Source organism: Erythrobacter neustonensis (assembly GCF_001663175.1).
In the GTDB taxonomy this organism is placed as follows: domain Bacteria; phylum Pseudomonadota; class Alphaproteobacteria; order Sphingomonadales; family Sphingomonadaceae; genus Erythrobacter; species Erythrobacter neustonensis.
Map to the genome: position 1 here is coordinate 212,717 of NZ_CP016033.1, position 23,357 is coordinate 236,073.

The 23,357-nt window shown below is 65.8% G+C and carries 31 protein-coding genes and 1 tRNA gene; 19 read left to right on the forward strand and 13 right to left on the reverse strand.

Annotated elements, in window-relative coordinates; genetic code table 11:
• Positions 1 to 5 precede the first annotated feature (5 nt).
• The 5 genes from A9D12_RS01005 to pspF form a co-directional block, all read right to left on the reverse strand.
• A complete protein-coding gene (locus A9D12_RS01005; protein WP_082925313.1) occupies positions 6 to 785 on the reverse strand; it encodes a DUF448 domain-containing protein in 780 nt (259 codons plus the stop codon).
• Entirely contained in the window at positions 766 to 2,406 is a 1,641-nt protein-coding gene (gene nusA, locus A9D12_RS01010; protein ID WP_068348851.1) for a transcription termination factor NusA, read from the reverse strand. Before nusA ends, A9D12_RS01005 begins: the two co-directional genes overlap by 20 nt.
• Positions 2,403 to 2,966, reverse strand: a complete 564-nt coding sequence (gene rimP / locus A9D12_RS01015) for a ribosome maturation protein RimP (protein WP_068348854.1) — start codon at positions 2,964 to 2,966, stop codon at positions 2,403 to 2,405. Before rimP ends, nusA begins: the two co-directional genes overlap by 4 nt.
• 169 nt (positions 2,967 to 3,135) lie before the next feature.
• Positions 3,136 to 3,540, reverse strand: coding sequence for a PilZ domain-containing protein (locus A9D12_RS01020; protein WP_156522754.1), 405 nt, complete (start codon positions 3,538 to 3,540; stop codon positions 3,136 to 3,138).
• A gap of 87 nt (positions 3,541 to 3,627) precedes the next feature.
• Positions 3,628 to 4,668, reverse strand: coding sequence for a phage shock protein operon transcriptional activator (gene pspF / locus A9D12_RS01025; RefSeq protein ID WP_068353311.1), 1,041 nt, complete (start codon positions 4,666 to 4,668; stop codon positions 3,628 to 3,630).
• A 159-nt stretch (positions 4,669 to 4,827) separates the two neighbouring features.
• On the opposite strand from pspF, the gene A9D12_RS14805 reads away from it, so the two are divergent.
• The 10 genes from A9D12_RS14805 to A9D12_RS01065 all read left to right on the forward strand — a co-directional run bounded on the left by A9D12_RS14805 (position 4,828) and on the right by A9D12_RS01065 (position 8,554).
• Positions 4,828 to 4,998, forward strand: coding sequence for a hypothetical protein (locus A9D12_RS14805; protein ID WP_197489845.1), 171 nt, complete (start codon positions 4,828 to 4,830; stop codon positions 4,996 to 4,998).
• Positions 4,999 to 5,155: 157 nt separating this feature from the next.
• Entirely contained in the window at positions 5,156 to 5,971 is an 816-nt protein-coding gene (pspA, locus tag A9D12_RS01030; RefSeq protein WP_418251568.1) for a phage shock protein PspA, read from the forward strand.
• Between the two features lie 3 nt (positions 5,972 to 5,974).
• On the forward strand, positions 5,975 to 6,286 hold the full coding sequence (gene pspB, locus A9D12_RS01035) for an envelope stress response membrane protein PspB (protein WP_068348860.1): 312 nt from the start codon (positions 5,975 to 5,977) through the stop codon (positions 6,284 to 6,286).
• A complete protein-coding gene (gene pspC / locus A9D12_RS01040; RefSeq protein WP_068348863.1) occupies positions 6,283 to 6,660 on the forward strand; it encodes an envelope stress response membrane protein PspC in 378 nt (125 codons plus the stop codon). The genes pspB and pspC overlap by 4 nt, the downstream gene beginning before the upstream one ends.
• Before the next feature lie 27 nt (positions 6,661 to 6,687).
• On the forward strand, positions 6,688 to 6,999 hold the full coding sequence (locus A9D12_RS01045) for a hypothetical protein (RefSeq protein WP_082925314.1): 312 nt from the start codon (positions 6,688 to 6,690) through the stop codon (positions 6,997 to 6,999).
• Positions 6,999 to 7,367: a hypothetical protein gene (locus tag A9D12_RS01050; RefSeq protein WP_068348866.1), complete on the forward strand. Its 369-nt coding sequence runs from the start codon at positions 6,999 to 7,001 to the stop codon at positions 7,365 to 7,367. Before A9D12_RS01045 ends, A9D12_RS01050 begins: the two co-directional genes overlap by 1 nt.
• Positions 7,367 to 7,681 (forward strand): hypothetical protein, encoded by a 315-nt coding sequence (locus tag A9D12_RS01055; protein ID WP_068348868.1) that lies wholly within the window; start codon positions 7,367 to 7,369, stop codon positions 7,679 to 7,681. Before A9D12_RS01050 ends, A9D12_RS01055 begins: the two co-directional genes overlap by 1 nt.
• Positions 7,678 to 7,929 (forward strand): hypothetical protein, encoded by a 252-nt coding sequence (locus A9D12_RS01060; protein WP_068348871.1) that lies wholly within the window; start codon positions 7,678 to 7,680, stop codon positions 7,927 to 7,929. The genes A9D12_RS01055 and A9D12_RS01060 overlap by 4 nt, the downstream gene beginning before the upstream one ends.
• Positions 7,926 to 8,102, forward strand: coding sequence for a hypothetical protein (locus tag A9D12_RS14810; protein ID WP_197489846.1), 177 nt, complete (start codon positions 7,926 to 7,928; stop codon positions 8,100 to 8,102). Before A9D12_RS01060 ends, A9D12_RS14810 begins: the two co-directional genes overlap by 4 nt.
• Before the next feature lie 44 nt (positions 8,103 to 8,146).
• Entirely contained in the window at positions 8,147 to 8,554 is a 408-nt protein-coding gene (locus A9D12_RS01065) for a SufE family protein (protein ID WP_068348874.1), read from the forward strand.
• 127 nt (positions 8,555 to 8,681) lie between these two features.
• Here A9D12_RS01065 and A9D12_RS01070 read toward each other — a convergent pair whose 3' ends face one another.
• The 4 genes from A9D12_RS01070 to A9D12_RS01085 form a co-directional block, all read right to left on the reverse strand.
• On the reverse strand, positions 8,682 to 9,221 hold the full coding sequence (locus A9D12_RS01070; protein ID WP_068348878.1) for a sterol desaturase family protein: 540 nt from the start codon (positions 9,219 to 9,221) through the stop codon (positions 8,682 to 8,684).
• Positions 9,218 to 10,099: a fatty acid desaturase gene (locus A9D12_RS01075; protein ID WP_231889661.1), complete on the reverse strand. Its 882-nt coding sequence runs from the start codon at positions 10,097 to 10,099 to the stop codon at positions 9,218 to 9,220. Before A9D12_RS01075 ends, A9D12_RS01070 begins: the two co-directional genes overlap by 4 nt.
• Before the next feature lie 97 nt (positions 10,100 to 10,196).
• Positions 10,197 to 11,306 carry a S8 family serine peptidase gene (locus A9D12_RS01080; protein ID WP_082925315.1) on the reverse strand — a complete coding sequence of 370 codons (1,110 nt, stop codon included), beginning with the start codon at positions 11,304 to 11,306 and terminating at the stop codon, positions 10,197 to 10,199.
• 150 nt (positions 11,307 to 11,456) lie between these two features.
• Entirely contained in the window at positions 11,457 to 11,876 is a 420-nt protein-coding gene (locus A9D12_RS01085) for an acyl-CoA thioesterase (RefSeq protein WP_068348881.1), read from the reverse strand.
• 148 nt (positions 11,877 to 12,024) lie between these two features.
• Here A9D12_RS01085 and leuC point away from each other — a divergent pair, with 148 nt between their 5' ends.
• The 8 genes from leuC to A9D12_RS01125 all read left to right on the forward strand — a co-directional run bounded on the left by leuC (position 12,025) and on the right by A9D12_RS01125 (position 17,441).
• The gene (leuC, locus tag A9D12_RS01090) at positions 12,025 to 13,461 is read left to right on the forward strand and encodes a 3-isopropylmalate dehydratase large subunit (protein ID WP_068353327.1); all 1,437 of its coding nucleotides are present in this window, start codon (positions 12,025 to 12,027) and stop codon (positions 13,459 to 13,461) included.
• 39 nt (positions 13,462 to 13,500) lie between these two features.
• Positions 13,501 to 13,677 (forward strand): isopropylmalate isomerase, encoded by a 177-nt coding sequence (locus tag A9D12_RS01095; protein WP_068348884.1) that lies wholly within the window; start codon positions 13,501 to 13,503, stop codon positions 13,675 to 13,677.
• 8 nt (positions 13,678 to 13,685) lie between these two features.
• Positions 13,686 to 14,285, forward strand: coding sequence for a 3-isopropylmalate dehydratase small subunit (leuD, locus tag A9D12_RS01100; protein ID WP_068348886.1), 600 nt, complete (start codon positions 13,686 to 13,688; stop codon positions 14,283 to 14,285).
• Positions 14,286 to 14,310: 25 nt separating this feature from the next.
• Entirely contained in the window at positions 14,311 to 15,309 is a 999-nt protein-coding gene (locus A9D12_RS01105) for an NADPH:quinone oxidoreductase family protein (RefSeq protein WP_068348891.1), read from the forward strand.
• An 81-nt stretch (positions 15,310 to 15,390) separates the two neighbouring features.
• Positions 15,391 to 15,714, forward strand: coding sequence for a DUF1476 domain-containing protein (locus tag A9D12_RS01110; RefSeq protein ID WP_068348894.1), 324 nt, complete (start codon positions 15,391 to 15,393; stop codon positions 15,712 to 15,714).
• Positions 15,715 to 15,718: 4 nt separating this feature from the next.
• Positions 15,719 to 15,952, forward strand: a complete 234-nt coding sequence (locus A9D12_RS01115) for a BolA/IbaG family iron-sulfur metabolism protein (protein ID WP_068348896.1) — start codon at positions 15,719 to 15,721, stop codon at positions 15,950 to 15,952.
• A gap of 42 nt (positions 15,953 to 15,994) precedes the next feature.
• A complete protein-coding gene (grxD, locus tag A9D12_RS01120) occupies positions 15,995 to 16,324 on the forward strand; it encodes a Grx4 family monothiol glutaredoxin (protein WP_068348899.1) in 330 nt (109 codons plus the stop codon).
• A gap of 334 nt (positions 16,325 to 16,658) precedes the next feature.
• Positions 16,659 to 17,441 (forward strand): NUDIX hydrolase, encoded by a 783-nt coding sequence (locus tag A9D12_RS01125; RefSeq protein WP_068348902.1) that lies wholly within the window; start codon positions 16,659 to 16,661, stop codon positions 17,439 to 17,441.
• Positions 17,442 to 17,454: 13 nt separating this feature from the next.
• On the opposite strand, the gene A9D12_RS01130 is transcribed toward A9D12_RS01125, so the two are convergent.
• A tRNA-Arg gene (locus tag A9D12_RS01130) sits at positions 17,455 to 17,531 on the reverse strand.
• A gap of 63 nt (positions 17,532 to 17,594) precedes the next feature.
• Between A9D12_RS01130 and A9D12_RS01135 the strand changes: the two genes are divergently transcribed.
• Positions 17,595 to 18,512 carry a queuosine precursor transporter gene (locus A9D12_RS01135; protein WP_082925316.1) on the forward strand — a complete coding sequence of 306 codons (918 nt, stop codon included), beginning with the start codon at positions 17,595 to 17,597 and terminating at the stop codon, positions 18,510 to 18,512.
• On the opposite strand, the gene A9D12_RS01140 is transcribed toward A9D12_RS01135, so the two are convergent.
• The 3 genes from A9D12_RS01140 to virB11 form a co-directional block, all read right to left on the reverse strand.
• The gene (locus tag A9D12_RS01140) at positions 18,509 to 20,053 is read right to left on the reverse strand and encodes a Ppx/GppA family phosphatase (RefSeq protein ID WP_068348905.1); all 1,545 of its coding nucleotides are present in this window, start codon (positions 20,051 to 20,053) and stop codon (positions 18,509 to 18,511) included. The genes A9D12_RS01135 and A9D12_RS01140 overlap by 4 nt on opposite strands.
• A complete protein-coding gene (locus A9D12_RS01145) occupies positions 20,050 to 22,260 on the reverse strand; it encodes an RNA degradosome polyphosphate kinase (protein WP_068348908.1) in 2,211 nt (736 codons plus the stop codon). Before A9D12_RS01145 ends, A9D12_RS01140 begins: the two co-directional genes overlap by 4 nt.
• A 73-nt stretch (positions 22,261 to 22,333) precedes the next feature.
• Positions 22,334 to 23,356 (reverse strand): P-type DNA transfer ATPase VirB11, encoded by a 1,023-nt coding sequence (gene virB11 / locus A9D12_RS01150; protein ID WP_156522755.1) that lies wholly within the window; start codon positions 23,354 to 23,356, stop codon positions 22,334 to 22,336.
• Position 23,357 lies beyond the last annotated feature (1 nt).

The window sequence follows — 23,357 nt, forward strand, 5'->3', positions numbered from 1 at the left end:
GCTCGTCAGTCCTTCACGTATTCATCACTATGCGCTGCTCCGCCCATAAGGGGATCAGCGTTGCCGGAAGCGTCCCGGCCTGTCTCGTTCGTCGCATCGGCAGCGTCTTGCCCGGCGTATTGCACCACCCGGGAAACCGCCTGCAGCACACGGTTTGCCGCCCGCATATCGCCGGGATGTCCGGCCACCCCGAGGTGCACCACATTGTCGCGGCCCAATGCCACAGACAGCATCATCCGGTCTAGGGGCAAGACCATGCCGCGCTGCCCGGTCCCTTCGGCATCGGTGCCCACGCGCCACGCCTGATCGAGCTTGCGCCGGCCATCCGTGCTCGAGTCGCTGGCATGCAGCAGCACCGCGATCCGGCCGCTGCGCGCCTGTTCCTCGATCCGCGCGGAACCCATCACGATATTGCCGCTGCGCAGTTCGAGCCCGAGCCGGTCACCCAGATGCCGCGCAAGCGCAGCCGAAATCCGTTCGGGCAGATCATCGGGAATGGTCAGCGGCGCGCCCTTGAAGGCCCGCATCAGTGCCCGCTTCAAGTGGCCCTCGGCGATCGCCTTTTCAAGCTCGTCGCGGCTGACACCGATCCAAGCCCCGCGCCCCGGCGCCTTCGCGCCGGCATCGGGGAGCACCAGTCCATCGGGCGATATCGCCAGACGCACCAGCCCGTCCCGCGCCGAGGTGTCCCCGGAGAGGATGCAGCGCCGTTCGCTCCCCGCGGATGCGGAAAGCGAAGGCTCGACGATGTCGGACGTCAGGCGCTCATTGGGTGGAGTCCGCATGGGCGGCCTCCTCGGTCGGTTCGGCAACGGCCTCGTCTTCGAACCAGTGCGCACGCGCGGCCATGATGATCTCGTTGCCCTGCTCGTCCGACAGGCCATATTCGCCCAGCACGCCGCCCTTGTCGGTTTCGCGCTGCGGACGACGCTGCGGCGGGCCGTCGGTGTTGTTCCGGCGGCGCGGCGCCTCGCGCTTCTTGGCGATCAGTTCGTCGGTGGCAAGGTCGGCCAGATCGTCGAGCGTCTTGATCCCGGCCTTGCCGAGCGTGACCAGCATCGCTTCGGTGAGGTGCGGGATTTCGGCCAGCGCATCCTCGACGCCCAGACCACGGCGCACCTCGCGATGCGCAGCTTCCTGGCGTTCGAGCGCTTCGAGGGCACGGCTCTGGAGTTCTTCGGCGAGTTCCTCGTCGAAGCCTTCGATGCTCGCGAGTTCGGCGAGGTCGACATAGGCGACTTCTTCCAGCTCGGCGAAGCCTTCGGCAACCAGCAGCTGCGACAAGGTTTCGTCGACGTCGAGCTCTTCCTCGAACATCTTGGAGCGCTCGGCAAATTCCTTGGAGCGCTTCTCGGAAGCCTCTTCCTCGGTCATGATGTCGATCTGGTGACCGGTGAGCTGGCTTGCCAACCGGACGTTCTGGCCGCGGCGGCCGATGGCCAGCGACAGCTGATCGTCGGGCACCACCACTTCGATCCGGCCATCGTCTTCGTCGAGAACGACGCGGCTGACCGTGGCGGGCTGCAAAGCGTTGACCACGAAGGTCGCGGTGTCTTCCGACCAGGGGATGATGTCGATCTTTTCGCCTTGCAGCTCCTGCACGACGGCCTGCACGCGGCTGCCCTTCATGCCGACGCAGGCGCCGACCGGATCGATGCTCGAATCGCGGCTGATCACGCCGATCTTGGCGCGGCTGCCCGGATCGCGCGCGGCGGCCTTGATCTCGATGATGTTGTCGTAGATTTCGGGCACTTCCTGCGCGAACAGCTTCTTCATGAAGTCGGGGTGCGCGCGGGAAAGGAAGATCTGCGGGCCGCGGTTGTTGCGCTCGACCTTGGTGATGAGCGCGCGGACGCGCTCACCGGTGCGGGCAGCTTCGCGCGGGATTTGCTGGTCGCGGCGGATCACGCCTTCGGCGCGGCCGAGGTTGACGATCACGTGGCCGAATTCGACCGACTTGATCACGCCGGTAATGACTTCGCCCTGGCGGTCCTTGAATTCTTCATACTGACGCTCACGCTCGGCATCGCGGACCTTCTGGAAGATCACCTGCTTGGCCGACTGCGCGTCGATACGGCCGAGATCGACGGGGGGAAGCGGATCGACGATGAAGTCACCCACCTTGGCACCCGGCTGGAGCTTCTCGGCCTGCTTCAGGTCGACCTGCTTGAAGTAGTCCTCGACCTCTTCGACCACCTCGACCACGCGCCACAGCGTCAGATCGCCGGTCAGCGGATCGAGCTTGGCACGGATGTCGTTTTCCGCGCCGTAACGGTTGCGCGCGGATTTCTGGATCGCTTCTTCCATTGCCTCGATGACGATCGACTTGTCGATCATCTTTTCCGAGGCGACCGCGTTGGCGATCGCGAGGAGTTCGGCCTTGTTGGCGGAAATGGCACTCATCAGTCGTCTGCCTTCTCTGTATCTTCGATGAGTTCGTCAGCACCGCTGGTATCCAGCGGGCGGGTGGCGGCGATCAGCGCATCGGTGAGGACAAGCCTGGCCGTGTGAATTTCATTGCGGGGCAGGCGCACATCGCCTGCCTTCACTTCCTTGACGAGGACCATACCATCCTCGATCCCGCCGAGCACGCCCTTGTTGACGCGCTGACCGGCAAAGGCCTTGTCCATCACGATCCGCACTTCATGCCCCGCCCAGTTGGCGAAGTCCTTGTCGCGCGTCAGCGGCCGGTCGATCCCGGGCGAGCTGACTTCGAGGTGATAGGCGCCTTCGATCAGTTCCTCGCCGGCTTCTTCGGCGGCGTCGATCACATCGGAAACGCGGCGCGACAGCGCGGCGCACTGGTCGATCACCAGCTGCCCGGTCGCCGGGTCTTCCGCCATGATCTGCAAGGCCATGCCGCCATCGCCCGCTTCGGACGGCAGCATCGCCACGCGCACCAGTTCAAATCCGAGCGCGGTCGCTTCGGGTTCGATCAGCTGGGTCAGGCGGGCAATATCGGTCACAGGGGTCTTTCGTCAGGGTGGCAAAGCCAGAATCGGTAATGCGCAAACGCGGTGTCGGGCCGGCCCCCGGAGGCGCCAGCATCCAAACCTTGTCACGACAATGCCGGGATTGCCGCTGCACCTAGTCGCAATTGTCCCGAAACGCAAGCACGATCCTTGCCCGCAGCGGTTACAAGCGGCCCGTCACCCAGCGGCGCGCCGCCTCGATCACGCTGGCCTGCTCGCGCGTTTCGAACTGTTCGGCAAAACGGCGGATCTCCAGCACGTCTGCCTTGGGCAGCGGATCATCGAAGACCATCGCGTTGACCCCGCCCCCGCTCTCGCGTTCCAGCCGGATGATCGTGCCGAACACCTCGAAGCGGCCCAATGCGATAAAGCCCGACTGGCCAACCGCCAACGGCACACCCAGCGCCAGCCGCGCCCCGGTGCGCGAGACATCGAGCAGCAGACAATCCTGTGTCGAATAGACCGAAACGAATCGCGCGGGCACCGCCAGTCGCAGCCGCGCCGAACCGCGCCGCCCGGTGACAGGGGGCTGAGCATCACTCGGGGGAAGATCGGGCAGCGCGGCCATGACGCGCCCAACATCCGCGATCTTGCGTGAACACCGCACAATCCCGGCAATAGGGACAATTACGCGCCGCCGCCCCGGAAGGGTGCCTTATTCCTCGCCTTCCATCAGGCCGTGCTTGCGGATGCAGTGGCGCAGCTGATCATAGGTCAGGCCGAGCGCGCGCGCGGTCTGGCGCTGGTTCCAGCGGTGCTTGCCCAGCGCATGGGCGAGGATCGCGCGTTCATGCGCGTCGACCGCGCCGCGCAGGTCCTCGATTCCATCGAAACCGGCATGGGCTGGCGCGGGGCCCGCCGCGGGGGCCGCGGGCGCGCTGGCCGCAGCGCTGCTCCGGCGATGCTCGGGCGGGCGCGGACGCCACGGGCTGTCGAAGGGATCGAACTGGACATGCGCGATCGGCATATCGGGCGCCGCCCAGCGATAGACCGCGCGCTCGATCACGTTGCGCAGCTCGCGCACATTGCCGGGCCATGGGTGATCTTCGAGCGCATCCATCACGTGCGGCGCGAAGCCCGGCCAGCGGTCCCAATCAAGCTCGGCGGCCATGCGGCGGCCGAAATGTTCGGCCAGCACGCCGATATCGCCTTCGCGCACACGCAGCGGCGGCAGGGTGATGACTTCGAAGCTCAGCCGGTCGAGCAGGTCGGCGCGGAATTCGCCGCTGGCTGCAAGCGCGGGCAGATCGTCGTTGGTCGCAGCGACGATCCGCACATCGACCCGGATCGGGCGCGAGGCACCGATGCGGGTGACCTCGCCATATTCGACCGCGCGCAGCAATCGCTCCTGCGCGCCCATGGAGAGCGTCCCCAATTCGTCGAGGAACAGCGTGCCGTGATCGGCCTCCTCGAACCGGCCGGCGCGCGATTTGGTCGCGCCGGTAAAGGCCCCCGCCTCGTGCCCGAACAGTTCGGCCTCGATCAGCGTTTCGGGAAGCGCGGCGCAGTTCATCGTCACCAGCGGTTCGCCCCACCGGCTCGACAGGCGATGAAGCCGTTCGGCGATCAGTTCCTTGCCTGTCCCGCGCTCGCCGATCACCAGCACCGGACGGTTCATCGACGCCGCGCGACTGGCACGCTCGACCGCGTCGAGAAAGGCCCCCGATTGGCCGATAAAATGGCTCTCGTGCTTCACATCCAAACTATAGTGAAAATCCCCAATGCTTGGCAATGGGGGCCAACGTGCTGCGCCGGGGATTTCGCAAGAATGGCGAAAATCTGCGGTTTGCGGCGAGTTGGCACGCCGCGTGCAATATCATGGGCAAGCAGACGCACACCTTACGGGAGGCCCACAATGATCGATCGCAATGCCAGCAACGCCGGCTTCTGGAGCTCCAAGCTCGGCCATGCCGCGATGGCGAGCATCGCCGCGATGGTGATGATGATCGCGCTGTCGTCGCAGCTCCAACCGGGGCTCGCCAACGCCGCCGCGCTCGATACGCATCCCATGATCGAGATCGCCTGAGATGGGCGATCCGTTCGACCCCCTCGGGCCGGAGCGCCCCTCTCAGGATGTCCCCCCTGCCGACGCTCAGCGTGACGCACGCTCTTATCCCGGCGCGTCACGCAGCGAAGCTCCGGCCCAACCGTCCCGCCTCCTCTCCGCCGGCCGCCTGTCGCGGTTGGACGAGGAAATCGAAGCCTTGCGCCGCAACCCCGGCGCGCCAAGATCACGGCACAATCCCGAGGACAGCCAGGGCGACCGAGTCGCACCGGCGAACCGGGTCAATTCGTTTCTCGATGGAGTAGCCTTCATGGGCATTTTCAGCCGCACCCTCGACATCTTCGCGTCGAACTTCAACGACATGCTCGACAAGGCGGATGATCCGCAGAAGATGATCCGGATGATCATCCTCGAAATGGAGGAAACGCTGGTCGAGGTCCGCGCTTCGGCTGCGCGCACGATCGCCGATCAGAAGGAAATGCACCGCCACTGCGTCAAGCTTGACCGGCTCCAGGCCGACTGGGCCGAGAAGGCGCAGCTTGCATTGTCGAAGGACCGCGAGGATCTGGCCCGTGCGGCGCTGCTTGAAAAGAAGAAAGCCAGCGACATGGCCGATCAGCTGAAAAGCGAGATCGCGGTGCTCGACGACGCGCTGCGTGCTTACGAGGAAGACATCGCCAAGCTGCAGCACCGCCTGCGCGAAGCCCGCAGCCGCCAGAGCGCGATCGCCGCAAGGCTCGAAAGCGCGGAAAACCGCGTCAAGCTGCGCACGCTGATGAGCACTGAGCGCACCGACGAGGCGCTCGCCCGCTTCGACCAGCTCGAACGCCGCGTCGACTATGCCGAAGGCCGCGCCGATGCGCTGCGGATTGCAGAAGACGGCCCGCCGTCGCTTGCCGATGAAATTGCCGCACTCGCCGGTTCGGACGCGATCGACGATGAATTGGCTGCCATGAAAAAGGCGCTCGGCAAAGCCGACGACAAGGGGGAATAACCAATGGAAGACGTCTTTATCGCCCTCATCGTGGTGCCGATGATTTTCATCGGTCTGCCGTGGGTCATCCTGCACTACGTCACCAAGTGGAAGACCGCGCCGACGATCACCGCCGATGACGAAGTGCTGCTCGAGGAACTCTACAACCTCGCGCGCCGGCTCGATGAACGCATGGATACCGTCGAGCGACTGGTAGCCAGCGACGATCCGGCCTTCACGCCCGCCCGCCGCCTGATCGCCGATCAGGAAAAGGACAACCAGCAACTGCGCGAACTGGAAGCGCTGATCGCCGAGAAGAAGGGAATCCGCTCATGAACAGCCCCCGCACCACGCTTTACCGCGACAAGCACAACGGCAAGCTGATGGGCGTTTGCGCCGGGATTGCCGATTACACCGGGGTCAATGTCTTCTGGGTGCGCCTCGTCGTCTTCCTGTCGATGTGGCCCACCGGCGGCGCGACCATCCTCGCCTACCTGCTGGCAGGCTTCCTGCTCAACAAGAAGCCGCCCTATCTCTACCGCGATGCGAGCGAGCAGAAATACTGGCAGGGCATCCGCCAGAACCCTAAGCGCACCGCGCGCGAAATCCGTGCCAGCTTCCGCGATGTCGATCGCCGGCTGGCCGCAGTGGAAGCCCACTACGTCAGCAGCAATCCGCGCCTGACCGCCGAAATCGAGCGGCTGCGCTAGGCACCAACGCAACAGGGGACACGTATCATGGACGCAGGCAGCCTTGGCGTGATGATCCCGATCGTCGCAATGATGATCCCGATCGTCGCCATCTGGACCAAGCACCAGCAGAAGATGGCCGAAATGCAGGTCGGTGCCACCGCCGAGCAGACCGCCGAAAAGGCCGCGCAATATGTCGGCCAGATCCAGCGGCTCGAAGACCGGGTGCAGGTGCTCGAACGCATCGTCACCGACCGCGGCTACGACATCGCCACCCAGATCGAAGCGCTGCGCGACACGCGCCGGGTCGATGAAGGGGCTGGCGTGCCGCTGGGCCTTTCGAACAAGGAGCGCGTGTGATGGCACCGGAAGTCTTTCTCCCTTATCTCGGCTGGATCATCGGCGGCGGCTTTGCGCTTGGCGCACTGGGTATTGCCGCCTCGTTCCAGACCACCCGGATGAAGATCAAGAACGGCTACCCGCTCGAAGGGATGTGGGGGCAGTCGCTGAAGCCGGGTTCGGACAAGGAAACCGCGCACCGCGTTACCCTGCTCACCCAGGAAAACGCCGAGCTTCGTGCCGAACTCGGCGCGGTCAAGGACCGCCTGGTCAATGTCGAGCGGATCGTCACCGACGGCGGCTATCACCTCGGCGCCGAGATCGACGCGCTGCGGGATTCGGCCCGGGATAGGGCGCTCGAAGGGCTCAAGGACAGGGGCAAGGCGTGATGAGCAGTTGGGCCATCGTCGCGGTCCTCGGAATCGTGATCTGGGGCATCGTCGAATCGATCCGCGCGCGCGCCGGGATCATCACCGATGAATACGGGAACCAGAAGCTTGGCGAGCGGACGGACGATCGTTCCGCCGCCGAGCTCGAAGCGGCGCGGCGCGAGCTGGCCGAACTGAAGGACCGCGTCAAAGTGCTCGAACGCATCGCCACCGATGCCCATTCGGGCGAGGCGCGCGAACAGGCGCGGATCACCGCGGAAATCGAGGCGCTGCGCGGCATTCCCGCAGCCAGCAAGGAGGAACCGGGCCAGTGACACAGACCTTTCTCGATCCCACCATCGTCCTCACCGCAGGCTTCATCGTCGCGGTGATCGTGGTCACCGGCGCGATGCTGCGCGCCTGGCAGGGCTGGCTTGAATTGAAGCGCAGCGAGCTGGGCCATGCGCCGGCGAGCCACGCGGTCGACGAGGGTTCGGGCATCGGCACCGCGCGGATCGAGCTTGCCGATCTCAAGGAGCGGATCCGCAAACTGGAAGCGATCGCCAGCGGGGTCGAACTTTGAGCAACGCGCGCAATTCCGCCGCGCAGGCCGGGATCGGGCTTGGCAGCGCGATCGCGGTGGCGATCAGCTGGAGCCTGCACTCATCGATCGTCTGGGCGATCGTGCATGGGTTTCTCGGCTGGATCTACGTGGTCTATTACGCCTTCACCCGCCCCGGCGGGATCGGCGGCTGAACAGCCCCTTTGCGTTGGCGCGCGGTGCTGGCTAAAGGCGGGCAATGCGCAGCCTTTCCGACATTCTCGAAGAATACGCGTTCCTCGACGGGGACGACCGTTACGGCCTGCTGATCGAGCTTGGCCGCGAACTTGAACCCATGCCGCAAGCGCTCAAGACCGATGCGACGCTGGTGCGCGGGTGTTCGGCGGCGGTGTGGGTCTATCCCGCGGGCGCGGATAGCGACAAGCTCCATTTCCTCGCCGACAGCAATGCCGCGATCACCAAGGGGATCGTCGCGCTGGTGATCGCCGCGGTGCAGGACAAGCCCGCGGCCGAGGTGGCGCAGATGGACGTGATGGCAGCGCTGGAACCGTTCCAGCTGAAAAACCAGCTGTCGAGCAACCGCACCCAAGGCGTTCCGAACATGATCGCGCTGGTCAAGGAGCATGCCGCCAGACTTGCCGCCTGACCCGTGCCCAGCGCCTGCGATGTTTCACGTGAAACAGCGCCGCAGGCAAGGGTCTAAAACGGGCTGAGAGGGGTCTGGAGGGGGTCAAACCCGCATCTGACCGCCCGCAAAACGGGTCTGGCGCTCGTTACAGATTGCGCCCGACGACCTCGTAGGCATCCTCGCCGCCCGCGCCGGCGGCATCGCGCACCACGGCAACGCCTGCCTCCTTCTGGCGCTTCAACTCGGCCTTCAGCTTGGCCGGGTCGCGCGCGAAGACGAAGCCGAAGCTGACCCCGCCTTCCTTGCCGACCGTCGCATGGTGCAGCTTGTGCGCCTGCACCAGCCGCTTGGCATAGCCCTTGCGCGGCACCCATTTCCAGTAACGCTGATGCACCAGCCCGTCGTGGACCAGCGTGTAGATCACCCCGTACAGCGTGATCCCCACCGCAAACCACCACAGCCAGTCCCAGTAGAGCGCGCCGTAGATATACATGGCGGCGTTGATCGTGCCGAACACGACCGCGAACAGGTCGTTCTTTTCAAGCACATTGTCGTGCGGTTCGTGATGGTCGCGGTGCCAGCCCCAGCCCCAGCCGTGCATGATGTATTTGTGCGCGACCCAGGCGAACAGCTCCATCCCGATCAGCGAGGACAGCACGGTCAACACGATTTCGAGCCAGCTCATGCGGGCACCTTATCCTTCGTCTCGATGCGGCCCACCCCGGCCCGGCGCGCCGCCGGGAGCGACCACCACGGCACATCGGGGCGCCGGTGGTGTTCGAGATGGTAGCCGAAATGGAAGCACGAGGCGAGGCTCGCCCATGTGCCGAATTCTTCCGAACGCGTGTTGTGCCGGTCGGCAAAGCTGGCCGCCGCATCACCCTCGCCCGCGTCATGGCGGTGCGGGCGGAAAGTGCCGAAATAGAACAGCTGGAGCGACGATCCCAGCGCAGGCAGCCCGTAGAGCAGCACGATCTGCACCATCGGAATATCGAGCACGAGCCAGTAAATGCCTACGACGGTGTGCACGAACAACAGCGATCGCCAGCCGAAATAGCGCCGGAAGAAGGTGCCGTACCAGCGCCAGAAATGGCCCGGATTGTGCTCGTCGAAATCGGGATCGCCCGGCTTGCCGGCCAGCTTGTGGTGATCGAAATGCGCATCGCGCAGCTGTTTCCACGCAAACCCGGCATAAAGCGCCAGCAGCACCGCGCCGATCCCGGCGTTCACCCGCGGGCGGCCCGGCACCAGCGTGCCGTGCATCGCGTCGTGGCAGACGATGAACACGCCCACCGAAAGCCACATCTGCACCAGCGCCGCCGCCAGTGCGAGCGGCCAGTTGGTCCATGTCAGTTCGAAAATGAACATGCCCCAGGCATGGATCGCCAGCCAGCTTCCGGCGATCGCGGCGGCCAGCACCAGCCCGATCGCGCGCTGCGTGCGGCGCGGCGGCAGCGTGTAGGCGGGGGCAGCAGGCGCGCTCATCGGGACAAGGTTACGCGAAGGATGGCCATCGGGATGCGTATAGGCTTCGCGCGCGAAACGGCAATTGCGTTTGCGCAAAGCGCCCTGCCCTGCGGCGCAATCGCCGCGCGGCAAGGTTGCGGGCGGGCGGTTGCGCCGGACCTTGCGATCCGGCAGCCCCCGCCCGCCGCGCCGGTCAGTTCACCACGCCGATGATGTCCGGGTTGCCATCGGGGTCGCGGTTGACGATCCCACCATTGGCAACCGCGCCTTGCAGCAGGATGCCCGCAAGGTGCGGCGCTGCCATCGAGGTGCCCGAGATCGTGTTGTAGGTGCTGCCGATCCAGGTCGACTTGATCGACGAACCCGGCTCGCCGAAATCGACCGGCGGGTTGCCGAAGTTCGAGAAGCTCGACCAGGTGTCGCCCTGCGCGAACGAGGACACGGTATAGATGTTCGGCCCATTGACCCGTGCGGGCGAGGAGGTGGTGGCACTGGTCGCGCTGTTGCCCGCAGCGAGCGTGAAGCGCACCCCGGTCGCCGCCGCATTCAGCACCGCAGTGTCGAGCGCCGCGCTCACCCCGCCGCCAAGGCTCATATTGGCGACATCGCCCGGACGGCCATTGGCTGCGACATAGTCGACGCCGGCAATCACGCCCGAATTGCTGCCCGAACCACGCCGGTCGAGCACGCGCACCGCAACCACGCTGGCGCCCGGTGCCACGCCGATCACGCCGATCGTGTTGTTGATCGCGGCGATGGTGCCGGCAACATGGGTGCCGTGGCCGTTGCCGTCATCGGGCGAGGTGTCGGTGAGGAAGCTGCGCGAGCGTGCGGTGTCGACCCGCAGGTCGGGGTGGTTGAGCTGGATCCCGCTGTCGATCACCCATGCGGTGGCAAAGGTGCCCGCCGCGCCGCCGCGCACACGCGCGATGCCCCAGGGGGTTTCCTGCGCAGGCTGCGCGGTGCCGCCGCCGGGTTTTTTCGATTGGATGATGGTGACGACCTGATCCTGTTCGCAATAGCGGATCGCGGGGTTCTTGGCGCGCATCGCCGCGATCCCCTGCGCCGAAGCGCGCACGTTGAAGCCGCGCAGCGCCTTGGTGTAAACCCGTGCGACCTGCCCGGTCGCAGCCTTGGCCGCAGCGCTGGCAACCGCCGGAACACGCGACGCGGTGACGCTGGAATCGAACACGCAGATATAGCTGCCGGCGATCTTGTCGCCCGCACGCTGCGCACTGGCAGGCGCTGCCAGCGCGATCAGCGGCAGTGCGGCCAGAAGCGCGTATGACCCGATTTTGCTCATGATATTACTTCCCCGATTATGTCCTCACGCAGACTCGAAAAGTTGCGTGTGGCGGGAAGCTAATATCGTTGCGGCTTGCGACAAAGCTGAATTTTTGCGCCCCGCCTGCCTTGTTGCCGCAGAGCAACAGAGGGCGCGGCCGCGCGCGTGTCAGGCGGAAGGTTCGGGGAAGAAGAACGCGCGCAGGTGGTCGCCGATGCGTGCCGGGCGCAGCGTGGTCGCATCGATGCAGCACCACGAGGACTGCACTTCGGCCAGCACATCCTCGCCGCGCTTGATCAGCGTCGAATAGAACGCGCGCGCGCCGTTGAATCGTTCGAGCACGGTCTGCGCGATCACGTCATCCTCAAGGAAGGCGGGCTTGCGATAGGTGATCTCGTGCTTCAGCGCGACCCATGCCTTGGCGGCGACATCTTCTGCCGGCGCGATCTTGCGCCAATGCGCGAGCACCGCGTCCTGCACCCAGTTGAGATAGCGCGCGTTGTTGACGTGCCCCATGAAATCGATGTCGTCGATGACGACCTTGATCGGGTGGAAGAACGGGCGCGCGGGGGAATCGGTTGCTGACATGAATGTCAACTAGCGCAAGATTGTGACAAATTCCATTACCGATACGCAGGGCAATGCCGTAATCTTGCCTCGCCTTGCGGAACAGGATTATGGGAAGGGCGCGGCGCGGCGGATTTCTGCCCTGCCCGTTCAACCGATGGAACCGATGATGGCCAGCCGCCCGCGCACGCTTTACGAGAAAATCTGGGACGCGCACGTCGTCGAAATGCGCGAGGATGGCACCGCGCTGATTTATATCGACCGGCATCTGGTGCACGAGGTGACCAGCCCGCAGGCGTTCGAGGCGCTGAAGGTTGCCGGGCGCAGCGTGCGCCGCCCCGAACTGACGCTGGCGGTGCCCGATCACAACCTGCCGACCACCGCGCGCGTCGATGCGGAAGGCCGCCGCCTGCCCATCATCGATGCCGAAAGCGCCGCGCAGCTCGCCGCGCTCGAAGCCAACGCGCCCGCCTTCGGTATCCGCTACATTCCCGCGACCGCGAAGGAGCAGGGGATCGTCCACGTGGTCGGCCCCGAACAGGGCTTCTCGCTGCCCGGCACCACGATCGTCTGCGGGGATTCGCACACCGCCTGCCACGGGGGCCTGGGCGCGCTGGCCTTCGGGATCGGCACCAGCGAGGTCGAGCATGTGCTCGCCACGCAGACGCTGCTGCTCCAGCAGTCGAAGCCGATGGAGGTGCGGGTCGAGGGCGATCTGGGTCCGGGCGTCAGCGCCAAGGATCTGATCCTCCACATCATCGGCCGGATCGGCGCGGCGGGCGGCACGGGTTATGTGATCGAATACCGCGGGAAGGTGTTCGAGGCGATGAGCGTCGAGGAGCGGCTGACGGTCTGCAACATGAGCATTGAGGCGGGTGCGCGCGCCGGGCTGATCGCGCCGGACGACACCACCTTCGCCTATCTCAAGGGCCGCCCGATGGCACCCAAGGGAGCCGCGTGGGATGCGGCGGCCGCATATTGGCGCACGCTGCGTTCGGATGAGGGCGCGATCTTCGCCAAGTCGGTGACCATCAACGCCGCCGATGTCGAGCCCAGCGTCACTTGGGGCACCAGCCCGGAGGACGTGGTCGCAATCGGTGGCCGCGTGCCCGATCCGCAGGACTTCGCCGATGAAAGCAAGCGCGTCGCCGCGCAGAAATCGCTCGACTACATGGGCCTTACTCCCGGCACACCGATGACCGAGGTCGCCATCGAGAATGTCTTCATCGGCAGCTGCACCAACAGCCGCATCGAAGACCTGCGCGCGGCGGCCGCGATCCTGAAAGGTCGCCGGAAGGCCGACAACGTCCGCTGGGCGATCGTCGTGCCGGGTTCGGGCCTCGTCAAGGCGCAGGCCGAGGAAGAGGGGCTGGACCGGATCTTCACCGACGCCGGTTTCGAATGGCGCGAGCCGGGCTGTTCGGCGTGCCTCGGCATGAACCCCGACAAGGTGCCCGCGGGCGAACGCTGCGCGTCGACCTCGAACCGCAATTTCGTCGGCCGGCAGGGCCCGGGCGCGCGCACGCATCTGGTCAGCCCCGCAATGGCCGCGGCCGCCGCGGTGGCGGGGCGATTGGCCGATGTGCGCGAACTGGTATCATCATAGCGCCTTGAAACCCTTGGCCGGCAGGCGCATGGAAAACCCATGACCGACAATTCCAAAAACAGCCCCGCCCGCACCGCCGCGATTGCCGCGGCGGGTGCCATCGGCTCTGCGGCCATCGCGGCCGCGCTCATGTATGCGGGCAAGCGCAAGAAGAAGTCCAACGCGCCAACGCAGCCCGGCCCGATCCCTTCGGGCGAGCCGCCGCAGACAGATTAAGGACGCCGATGCAGCCCCTTACCCGCGTCGAAGGCCGCGCGATCCCGCTCGGCCTCAAGAATGTCGACACTGACATCATCATTCCGGCCAAATGGCTCAAGACCATCAGCCGCGAAGGCCTTGGCAAGGGCGCGTTCGAGACACTGCGCGCGCAGCCCGGCAACGTGTTCGACGATCCGGCGTTTGCAGGCGCGCCGATCCTGATTGCGGGCGACAATTACGGCTGCGGGTCGAGCCGCGAACACGCCGCCTGGGCGATGCTCGACCTCGGCATCCGCGTGGTGATCGCGCCGTCGTTCTCGGACATTCATTCGGGCAACGCGGTCAAGAACGGAATCCTGCCCGTGGTCTTGCCGCAGGACGCGGTCGACCGGCTGCTGGAGGTCGCGCGCGAGGGGCTGGAGATCGCTGTCGATCTGGAAGCGCAGACCGTCACCACCCCCTATCAGGACCGCTTCACCTTCGAAATCGATCCGTTCCGCAAGCATTGCCTGCTCAACGGCCTCGACGAGGTCGGCCTGACCATGGCGCGCGGGGAAGCGATCGGCAGCTTCGAGGCGCAGCGCGCCGATACCCAGCCCTGGCTGATGCAAGGCACCGCCGGCTGACACGACAATTCAAGGGAGAGAGACAATGAAAGCCATCCGCACCCACGCCACCGGTGGGCCCGAAACGCTGACCCTCGACGAGATCGACGCGCCCGTTCCCGGCGCGGGCGAAGTGCTCGTCGCGGTCAAGGCCTGCGCGATCAACTATCCCGATGGCCTGATTATCCGCGACATGTACCAGTTCAAGCCGCAGCGCCCCTTCTCGCCCGGCGGCGAGATTTCGGGCGTTATCGAAGCGCTGGGTGACGGCGTCGAAGGCTATGCCGTGGGCGACCGCGTGCTGGCCGGGATCGGCAATGGCGGCTTGGCTGAAAAGGTCGTCGTGCCCGCGGGCCGGATGTTCAAGGTGCCCGACGGCGTCTCGTTCGAGAAGGCAGCCAGCCTGCTGATGACTTACGGCACCACGATCCACGGATTGAAGGATCGCGGCCATATCAAGGCCGGCGACACCGTGCTGATCCTTGGCGCTGCGGGCGGCGTGGGCTTGTCCGCAATCGAACTGGCCAAGGCATTCGGCGCGCGCGTGGTCGCCGCCGTCTCCTCCGAAGCCAAGGGCGAGGTTGCCCGCAATGCCGGGGCGGACGAAGTCGTGATCTACCCGCGCGAGGCAATGGACAAGGATGCCTCCAAGGCCCTGGCCGAAGCGTTCAAGAAAGCCTGCGGCCCCGAAGGCGCGAATATCGTCTATGACATCGTCGGCGGGCAATATTCCGAACCAGCCTTGCGCGCGATCGCGTGGGAGGGCCGCTTCCTCGTGGTCGGCTTCCCGGCGGGAATCGCCAAGATGCCGCTGAACCTCACGCTGCTGAAAAGCTGCGACATCTGCGGCGTGTTCTGGGGCGCCTTCACCGCGCGCGATCCCGAAGGCTTCCACGCGCAGGTCAACGAATTGTTCGACCTGATGAAGGCGGGCAAGATCGACCCGCTGGTCTCCGAAACCTTCCCGCTGGCGCGCGCAGGCGATGCGATCGCCAAGCTCGAAGCGCGCGAGGCGGTGGGCAAGCTGGTGGTGACCATGGATTGAGGCAGCAGGGCGCGCGGCCCCTTGAGCTTGCGCGCCCCGCCCTCTATCGCTTCGGCAGATCGTATCCGAAGGACACCCTGCATGACCGATTTCAAAGACCGCGAACGCGCCGAAGAAGCCAAGTTCGCGCTCGACAACGACACCGCCTTCCGCATCGCCGCGCGCCGCAACCGGCTGCTGGGCGAATGGGCCGCCGGGCTGATGAACCTGACGCCCGAAGAAACCGACGCCTATCGCAAGGCGGTGGTGCAGGCCGATTTCGAGGAATCGGGCGACGAGGACGTGATCCGCAAGCTGCTCGGCGATCTGACCGCGGCGCAGGCCGCTGTCACCGATGCCGATATCCGCGCCAAGCTTGAAGAAATGACCGTCGAGGCGCGCCGTCAGCTGATGGGCGAGGCCTGATCCGATGCCGATGGCCGCACACGAGATTGAAGACGCGATCCTTGCCGCGCTACCCGGTGCCGAGGTCGCGCTGACCGATCTTGCCGGTGACGACGATCACTGGGCGGTCGCCGTCACCGCGCCGCAGTTCGCAGGCCTTTCCCGCGTGGCGCAGCACAAGCTGGTCTACGGCGCATTGGGCGGACGGATGGGCGGCGTGCTCCACGCCTTGCAAGTCACCACCGCGGCCCCCAAGTAACCGCTCAGCCGAAAACTCATATTGCCAAGGGGCCATCCACCGATGTCCGACGTCAACACCCGTATCTCCGATCTCGTCACCACCAATGATGTGGTGCTGTTCATGAAGGGCACGCCCTTGTTTCCGCAGTGCGGTTTTTCCAGCCTTGCGGTGCGCATCCTCGACAATTGCGGCGTCGCCTATGAAAGCGTCGACGTGTTGCAGGACATGGAAATCCGTCAGGGGATCAAGACCTATTCCGACTGGCCCACGATCCCCCAGCTTTACGTGAAGGGCGAATTCGTCGGCGGCAGCGACATTCTGAAAGAGATGTACGAAGCGGGCGAATTGCAGGCGCTGATGGATCAGAACGGCGTCGCCAAGGCGAACTGATCGCGAGCGCGGCCGCCGATCTTCGGCGGGCCGCCAGACCGGCACAAGAAAAACCCCCCGCAGGACCAGTGCGGGGGGTTTTTGCTTTTTCGGGTAAGGCGCCGTCCGGAGACCAGGAAGGACAGCGCCTCAAGTCGAAGACCATTGGGACTGCCCACTGCAATGCATGGCGCGTGCCAAACGCGAAAAATGGCGCAAATCCGCCATTTTCCCAAGCATCGCTGCGCCGCGACAATCGGGTTGTGTAAAGCATCCCGACATCTTGCCGGCTTACCAGCAAGGCTGCGGCATAGCCCCTTGGCAAGCGGCTGCCTAGCGGCCATCCTTTGCCGCTATGACCAGTGATTCCGCCGCGCCCGGTATTCCCGCCGCCACCATCATCATCTTCCGCAACGCCCCCGATGGCGCGGCGCCCGAAGTGCTGATGACCGTGCGCTCGCGCAACATGACCTTTGCGGGCGGGATGGCGGTGTTTCCCGGGGGCCGCGTCGACCCCGAGGATTTCGCGCTCGCCGAAACGATCGCGGGCGAAACGGGCCTGAGCGCTGACGAAGCCGCACACCAGATCGCCGCGGTGCGCGAAACGCTGGAGGAAACGGGACTCGCGCTCGGGCTGGCGGGCGACATCACCGCCGAAAGCGCGGCCGCTGCGCGTGCGATGCTGGCGCAGCGCGGCGCGCTCGCCCCTGTGCTGGATGCCTTCGGCTGGCGGCTCGATCTTGACCAGATCACGCCCTTTGCCCGCTGGTTTCCCAAGAACGAGAACATCTCGCGGATTTACGATACGCGCTTCTATCTGGCCGACCTTGGCACCGGCGATGTCGATGTGTCGATCGATGCCTCGGAAAACACGCACCTGTTCTGGACCACTGCGCAGGGCGCGCTCGATGCCGCCGCACGCGGGGAGATCAAGCTGATCTTCCCGACCCGCCGCAATCTCGAACGCCTCGCGCTGTTTGCCAGCTATGCCGAAGCCCGCGCGCAGGCCGAAGCGATCCCGGTGCGCACGATCATGCCGCAGGTCACCGAGAAGGACGGCACGAAGTGGCTGACGATCCTTGCCGATGCGGGCTATCCGGTGATCGGCGAACCGCTCGACACCGTGGCGCGCGGCTGACCGGATAGAACGATGGCGCGCCCGGCAGGACTCGAACCTGCTGCCTCAAGATTAGAAGTCTCGCGCTCTATCCAGATGAGCTACGGGCGCGCATCGCGCCGCCGCCAATAGCGCGCTTTGCGGGCCAAGGGAAACAGGCTAATCGATCCGGCGATGGAAAATACCGCGTCAGCCTCTGGTGCCCCGAACGATCCGGCCGCAGCTTTCGATCGCGATCCGGGCGACGGGGTGATCGCCACCAGCCATGCCCCGGCCGCGTTCCGCTATTACGATCTGGTGATGGCGGCCTTCGTCGCGATCCTGCTGCTGTCGAACATTATCGGCGCGGCGAAACTCACTTTCGTCAACGTACCGTTCTGGCCGCAGGGCTGGTGGCCGGCGGCGGACGGGGTATTCATTTATGGCGCGGGGATCCTGTTCTTTCCGCTGGGCTATGTGATCGGCGACGTGCTGACCGAAATTTACGGCTTTGCCCGCGCGCGCCGGGTGATTTGGGTCGGCACCGCGGCGCTCCTGTTCCTCGCCTTCATGTCCTTCATCGTCACCGCGCTGCCCCCGTTTGCGGGGTGGGAATGCGCGGCGAGCGGGTTCGGCGGCACGCGCCCGCCCACCTCCACCGCCGATGCCGCGATCCCCGGCGGCGCGATCTGCCAGAGCACCTATGACAGCGTGTTCGGCAGCACCTGGCGCATCGTCGTCGCCAGCATCACCGCGTTCTGGGCGGGCGAGTTCGTCAATTCCTTCGTGATGGCCAAGATGAAGGTCTGGACCAGGGGACGCGCCCTGTGGACGCGCACCATCGGCTCGACGGTCGTGGGGCAAGGCGTCGACAGCCTGATCTTCTACCCGGTCGCCTTCTACGGCATCTGGACGACCGAGGCGGTGCTGACGGTGATGGTCACCAACTGGGCATTGAAGGTGGTGTGGGAAGCGGTGCTGACCCCGGTCACCTATGTCGTGGTGAACCGGCTCAAGGCAGCCGAGGGCGTCGACCTTTACGACATCGGCACCGATTTCTCGCCCTTCGGCAGCACGCGGCGGCCGGACGGCGGAGTGCCGCTCAAGCGCTAGAGCACGATTTCGGGCACCACCTCGGACTGCCACGGCAGGCCGAGCCGGCCGGCGAGCAGTTTCATGTCCTTCTCGGTGGGCGAACCGAACAGCGCGGCGTGGCTTTGCGCCAGTTCGAGCACCAGCACCCCGTCCTTGACGGTCAGCCGCGTGGCTTCGAGCGAGCGGGCCGAGCCTGCGCCGAGCCTGCGCGCCAGCCTCAGCGCAAGTCCCCAGCGCACCGCTTCCTCCAAGGCCTCGGTGCTCGCCAGCGCGCGCACTTCGGCGGGCAGGTTGAGCTGATTGCCATTGGCCGCGATCGCTGCGGCGAGCATCGCCCTGCCCTTGCCGTCGATCCCGACCCAGCGCTTGTGCAGCGCCCAGTTGATCGCTTGCGGCAGGCGGATGTTGGGCTCGATCTGCATCCCCGCAAGGCCCAGCATGATCGCCGCCAGCCGCAGCCGTTCCGAGCCGTGATCGCGCGCGGGCGCAGCATCGAGCGTCCAAGCCGCCATCCGCGCCGCCAGCGCCGGTTCGGTGCCGCGCTGGCTGGCAAACACCGCCACCCCGGCCAGCAGCGGGTCCTGCGAACGGGTGTGTTCGGGCAGCCGGTCGTAGATCAGCCCTTCGCGCAGGCCCCATGAGGAAAACACGACATTCTCGGGCGCCAGCCGCACCAGCAATGCTTCGAGCAGCACCGCGGCATCGGGGAGCTTTTCGGCACGCATTGACGAAATCCGCTCGCGCGCCTTCAGCGTATCGCTGTTACTATCTGCCAGCGTCGCGGCCAGCGCCTGCGCATCGGCAGGGTCGATGCAGAAGCCGTGCGGATCGCTCAAGGGGTAGCCCTTGGCCGCCATCGCGAACACCGCCATCGCGCGCCACGTGCCGCCTACCAGATAAAGCGTGCCGTTCGCCGCGGGCGGATTGCCGGACATATCCCAGCCGCTCTTGCGGATCGCCTTGTCGAGCGACTTTTTCATGTCGGCGTTGGCCGTCTTGGGGTTCTTGCCGCGGTGATCGGGCAGCCGCAGCGTGCCCAGCGGCAGCGTGCTGGCGCTGTCGGTCTTGCCGCCGGCCACCCGCACCAGTTCGAGGCTGCCCCCGCCCAGATCGGCCACGATCCCGCGCGCATCGGGAAATGCGCCAAGCACGCCGTGCGCGCTGAGCAGCGCTTCCTGCTCGCCCGAAATCACGCGCGGGTTCAATCCCAGCCCTTCGAGCTGCGCGATGAATTCGGCGCCATTGGCCGCATCGCGCACCGCGGCGGTGGCGACGGTGTCGATATCCCTGATCCCCAGATCGGCCAGCAGCAGCGCATAGCGTTTCAATCCGCGCAGCGCCTGCGCCATCGCCTCGTCCGCCAGCCGCCCGGTGGTCGCGATCTCGCGCCCCAGCTTGGCGGTGACCTTCTCGTTCACCAGCACTATGGGCGCGCGCATCGTGCCGCCATAGACCACCAGCCGCACCGTGTTCGAACCGATGTCGATGATCGCGCGCTCGCCGCTGGCGCTGCCCGCCGTGCCATCGCGCGTGTCGCGCCGCCGCCGTCCCCAGATCATGCCACCGCCCCCCGGCGCAGCGAGAGCTTGGGCACCGCGCCCGCCTCGAGCGCACCGCCGCGGCCCGACAGCGACGGGTTGGTCATGAAATAGCGGTGGCAGTTGAACGCCTTGCCGTCTTCAACCGCAACACGCGAATAGCTGCCGTCGGGGTGCAGCCACCAGCTTTGTTCGCTGTCGAGCATGTTGGCGAGCAGCACCTGCTGGAGCACCTGATCGTGGACCGTGCGGTTGATGATCGGGATCAGCGTTTCGACCCGGCGGTCGAGGTTGCGGCCCATCATGTCGGCCGAGGCGATGAACACCGCCGCTTCCGCCGATGGCATCGGATGGCCATTGGCAAAGGCATAGATGCGGCTGTGTTCGAGAAAGCGCCCGATCACCGATTTGACCCGGATATTTTCCGACAGGCCCGCAATTCCGGGCCGCAGACAGCAGATCCCGCGCACCACCAGTTCGACCTGCACGCCGGCGTTGCTCGCCGCATAAAGCCGGTCGATCACGCCTTCATCGGTGAGCTGGTTGCACTTCATCCAGATCGCCGCAGGCTTGCCATTGCGGACATTGGCGATTTCGGTGTCGATCCGCGCATAGATTTCCTCGCGCAGGTCGATCGGGGCGATGTGCAGCCGTTCGAGCGCGTGGGGTTCGACATAGCCCGTCACGAAGTTGAACATCTTGGCGACATCGCGGCCCATCTTGGGGTCGGCGGTGAAGAAACTGAGATCGGTGTAAACCCGCGCGGTGACGGGGTGATAATTGCCCGTGCCAAGGTGGCAATAGGTGCGGAACCCCTCGGCCTCGCGGCGGACCACCATTGCGACCTTCGCGTGGGTCTTCCAGTCGGTGAAGCCGTAGATCACCTGAACGCCCGCACGTTCAAGCTTGCCCGCCCAGTGGAGGTTCTGCTCCTCGTCGAACCGGGCTTTCAATTCGACCACCGCAGTCACCGATTTGCCCGCTTCGGCCGCTTCGATCAGCGCATTGACGACCGCCGATTGCGAGCCTGCACGATAGAGCATCTGCTTGATCGCGACGACATCGGGATCGGCCGCCGCCTGCCGCAGGAAATCGACCACCACCTCGAAGCTTTCGTAGGGGTGATGGACGATGAGATCCTTCTCGCGGATCGCGGAAAAGGCATCGCCGTCATGCTCGCGGATGCGTTCGGGAAAGCGCGGGGAATAGGCGTCGAATTTGAGATCGGGGCGATCCTCGCGGACGATCTCGGCAAGCCCGTCGACGCCGATGATCCCGTCGGTCTTGATGAGTGCCGCCTCGTTGATGCCGAGCTGATCGAGCAGCAGGGCTTCGGCGGCGGCGTCGAAATCCTCGTCGATCTCGAGCTGGATCACCTGCCCCCGGCGGCGGCGCTGGATCGCGCTGCGGAAGGTGCGCACCAGATCCTCGGCCTCCTCGGCGATCTCGATGTCGCTGTCGCGCAGCACCCGGAACAGGCCGTCGCCCTGGATCGTGAAGCCGGGGAACAGCTCGCCCGCGTAACGCTGGATCAGCCGCGCGATCGAGATGTAGAGCGCGCCGCCGCTGCCGCCGCTGGCGCCGGTCACCTCGCCTGGCACACGCACGAAGCGGGGCAGCGCGCTGGGGATCAGCACCATCTCGATCAGCTGTTCGCCGGTCGCATTGCGGGTGAGCGTGAACAATAGCCCCAGCCCTTCGTTCTGTACGAAGGGGAACGGGTGCGCCGGGTCGAGCGCCTGCGGGGTGATGATGGGCAGGATCTCGTTGCGGAAATAGTTGCCCAGCCATCTGTGCGCTTCTGCGCTGACGCGTTCCTCGTCGGCGATGTGGATTTCGGCCTTCGACAGCGATGCGCGCAATTCGCGCCAGATTGTCTGCTGGACCGCGCTGAGTTCGGCGAGCTTTTCACGGATCGCGGCTAGCTGCTGGCCGGGGCTGCGCCCGTCGATCGAGGGCGTATCGAAGCCGCGCTGCACCTGCCCCACAAGGCCCGCGACGCGGATCATCATGAATTCGTCGAGATTGCTGCCCGAAATCGACAGGAACCGCAATCGTTCTAGCAGCGGATAGGCGGGGTTGCAGGCTTCGGCGAGCACGCGCTGGTTGAACTGGAGCCACGACAGTTCGCGGTTGAAATAGGGCGATTCCTCCGGGCCAAGCTCGGCCATCTGCACCGCGTTTGCCGCGGCGGGGATCGGATCGATGCCAATCGGGGAGGTGCTCATTGCTGTCCTGTTCACTGCCTTGGGGCGGCCATGTTCGCCTGAATGCGCGGTGTAAATCAGGACGGCAGGCTTGTCACACCAGATCGCGGCTTTCGGCAATTGCCGTGATGCCGCGTTTTCCGTTGGCATCGCGGCCCAGTTGCACGATCACGTCGATCACGCTCGCCGCATAGGCGATGGTGTCCGCGCGGGTCAGGCCGATCCCGGTCTGCATCACCATCAGCGCCAATTGCTCCAATGCGCCGCGCAGGGAGTTGGCGTGGATGGTCGAGAAGCTGCCCGGGTGCCCGGTGTTGATCGCGCGCAGGAAGCTCACGCTTTCGCTGCCGCGCAGTTCGCCCAGCACGATCCGGTCGGGGCGCAGCCGCAAGGCGGCCTGAAGCAATTCGTTGGCGCTGACCTTGGCCTCGCCAAGCTCGCCCTTTACCGCGACCAGCCCCACCGCATTGGCGCCGGGGAACTTCAGTTCGGGCGTATCCTCGACCAGCACCACGCGTTCGTGCGGCGGAATTTCGCCCAGCATCGCATTGAGGAAGGTGGTCTTGCCGGTGCTCGTCCCGCCCGAGATCAGGATCGTGCGACGCGCGCGGATCGCGGCGCGCAGGAAGGCGATCGGCGCGGCATTGGCATCGGGCAAGACGACTTCGGTCTCGCCTGCCAGCGGGCCGGTGTCGTAGGCATCGAGCGGCAGATCGAGCCGGCGGTGGCGGCGGATCGCCATCACCCAGTGGCGGCGGGCTGCCGGCGGCCCGCAGAACTGCACGCGCGCCCCATCGGGCAGCGTCGCGCCGAGCAGCGGATGCTCGCGGTTGATCCCCTGATGGCTGACCCGCGCGACCTGTTCGGCGAGGCGCTGCACCAGGCGGTCGTCGATCTCGGGCGTGTCGATCCGCTGCATGCCGGGATGCGCGGCATCCTCGACCCACACCTCGCCCGGGCGGTTGACCATGATTTCGGTCACGCTGTCGCGGTCGAGCCAGCGGCGGAACGGCGCGAGATAGGCGTCGAGATAGACGCTGCGCTCTGCCGACAGTGGGGCCGACAGCGGGTTGGCCGCAGTCTCGTCGGCAGGCAGCCGGTGGATATCCGCGCTCATC

Coding starts and splice junctions, on each gene's coding strand:
- A9D12_RS01005 (WP_082925313.1), bottom strand. CDS start 785: ATGCGGACTCCACCCAATGAGCGCCTGACGTCCGACATCGTCGAGCCT.
- A9D12_RS01020 (WP_156522754.1), bottom strand. CDS start 3,540: ATGGCCGCGCTGCCCGATCTTCCCCCGAGTGATGCTCAGCCCCCTGTC.
- A9D12_RS14805 (WP_197489845.1), top strand. CDS start 4,828: ATGATCGATCGCAATGCCAGCAACGCCGGCTTCTGGAGCTCCAAGCTC.
- pspB (WP_068348860.1), top strand. CDS start 5,975: ATGGAAGACGTCTTTATCGCCCTCATCGTGGTGCCGATGATTTTCATC.
- pspC (WP_068348863.1), top strand. CDS start 6,283: ATGAACAGCCCCCGCACCACGCTTTACCGCGACAAGCACAACGGCAAG.
- A9D12_RS01045 (WP_082925314.1), top strand. CDS start 6,688: ATGGACGCAGGCAGCCTTGGCGTGATGATCCCGATCGTCGCAATGATG.
- A9D12_RS01050 (WP_068348866.1), top strand. CDS start 6,999: ATGGCACCGGAAGTCTTTCTCCCTTATCTCGGCTGGATCATCGGCGGC.
- A9D12_RS01055 (WP_068348868.1), top strand. CDS start 7,367: ATGAGCAGTTGGGCCATCGTCGCGGTCCTCGGAATCGTGATCTGGGGC.
- A9D12_RS01065 (WP_068348874.1), top strand. CDS start 8,147: ATGCGCAGCCTTTCCGACATTCTCGAAGAATACGCGTTCCTCGACGGG.
- A9D12_RS01070 (WP_068348878.1), bottom strand. CDS start 9,221: ATGAGCTGGCTCGAAATCGTGTTGACCGTGCTGTCCTCGCTGATCGGG.
- A9D12_RS01080 (WP_082925315.1), bottom strand. CDS start 11,306: ATGAGCAAAATCGGGTCATACGCGCTTCTGGCCGCACTGCCGCTGATC.
- A9D12_RS01085 (WP_068348881.1), bottom strand. CDS start 11,876: ATGTCAGCAACCGATTCCCCCGCGCGCCCGTTCTTCCACCCGATCAAG.
- leuC (WP_068353327.1), top strand. CDS start 12,025: ATGGCCAGCCGCCCGCGCACGCTTTACGAGAAAATCTGGGACGCGCAC.
- A9D12_RS01095 (WP_068348884.1), top strand. CDS start 13,501: ATGACCGACAATTCCAAAAACAGCCCCGCCCGCACCGCCGCGATTGCC.
- leuD (WP_068348886.1), top strand. CDS start 13,686: ATGCAGCCCCTTACCCGCGTCGAAGGCCGCGCGATCCCGCTCGGCCTC.
- A9D12_RS01105 (WP_068348891.1), top strand. CDS start 14,311: ATGAAAGCCATCCGCACCCACGCCACCGGTGGGCCCGAAACGCTGACC.
- A9D12_RS01110 (WP_068348894.1), top strand. CDS start 15,391: ATGACCGATTTCAAAGACCGCGAACGCGCCGAAGAAGCCAAGTTCGCG.
- A9D12_RS01115 (WP_068348896.1), top strand. CDS start 15,719: ATGCCGATGGCCGCACACGAGATTGAAGACGCGATCCTTGCCGCGCTA.
- grxD (WP_068348899.1), top strand. CDS start 15,995: ATGTCCGACGTCAACACCCGTATCTCCGATCTCGTCACCACCAATGAT.
- A9D12_RS01125 (WP_068348902.1), top strand. CDS start 16,659: ATGACCAGTGATTCCGCCGCGCCCGGTATTCCCGCCGCCACCATCATC.
- A9D12_RS01135 (WP_082925316.1), top strand. CDS start 17,595: ATGGAAAATACCGCGTCAGCCTCTGGTGCCCCGAACGATCCGGCCGCA.
- A9D12_RS01140 (WP_068348905.1), bottom strand. CDS start 20,053: ATGATCTGGGGACGGCGGCGGCGCGACACGCGCGATGGCACGGCGGGC.
- A9D12_RS01145 (WP_068348908.1), bottom strand. CDS start 22,260: ATGAGCACCTCCCCGATTGGCATCGATCCGATCCCCGCCGCGGCAAAC.
- virB11 (WP_156522755.1), bottom strand. CDS start 23,356: ATGAGCGCGGATATCCACCGGCTGCCTGCCGACGAGACTGCGGCCAAC.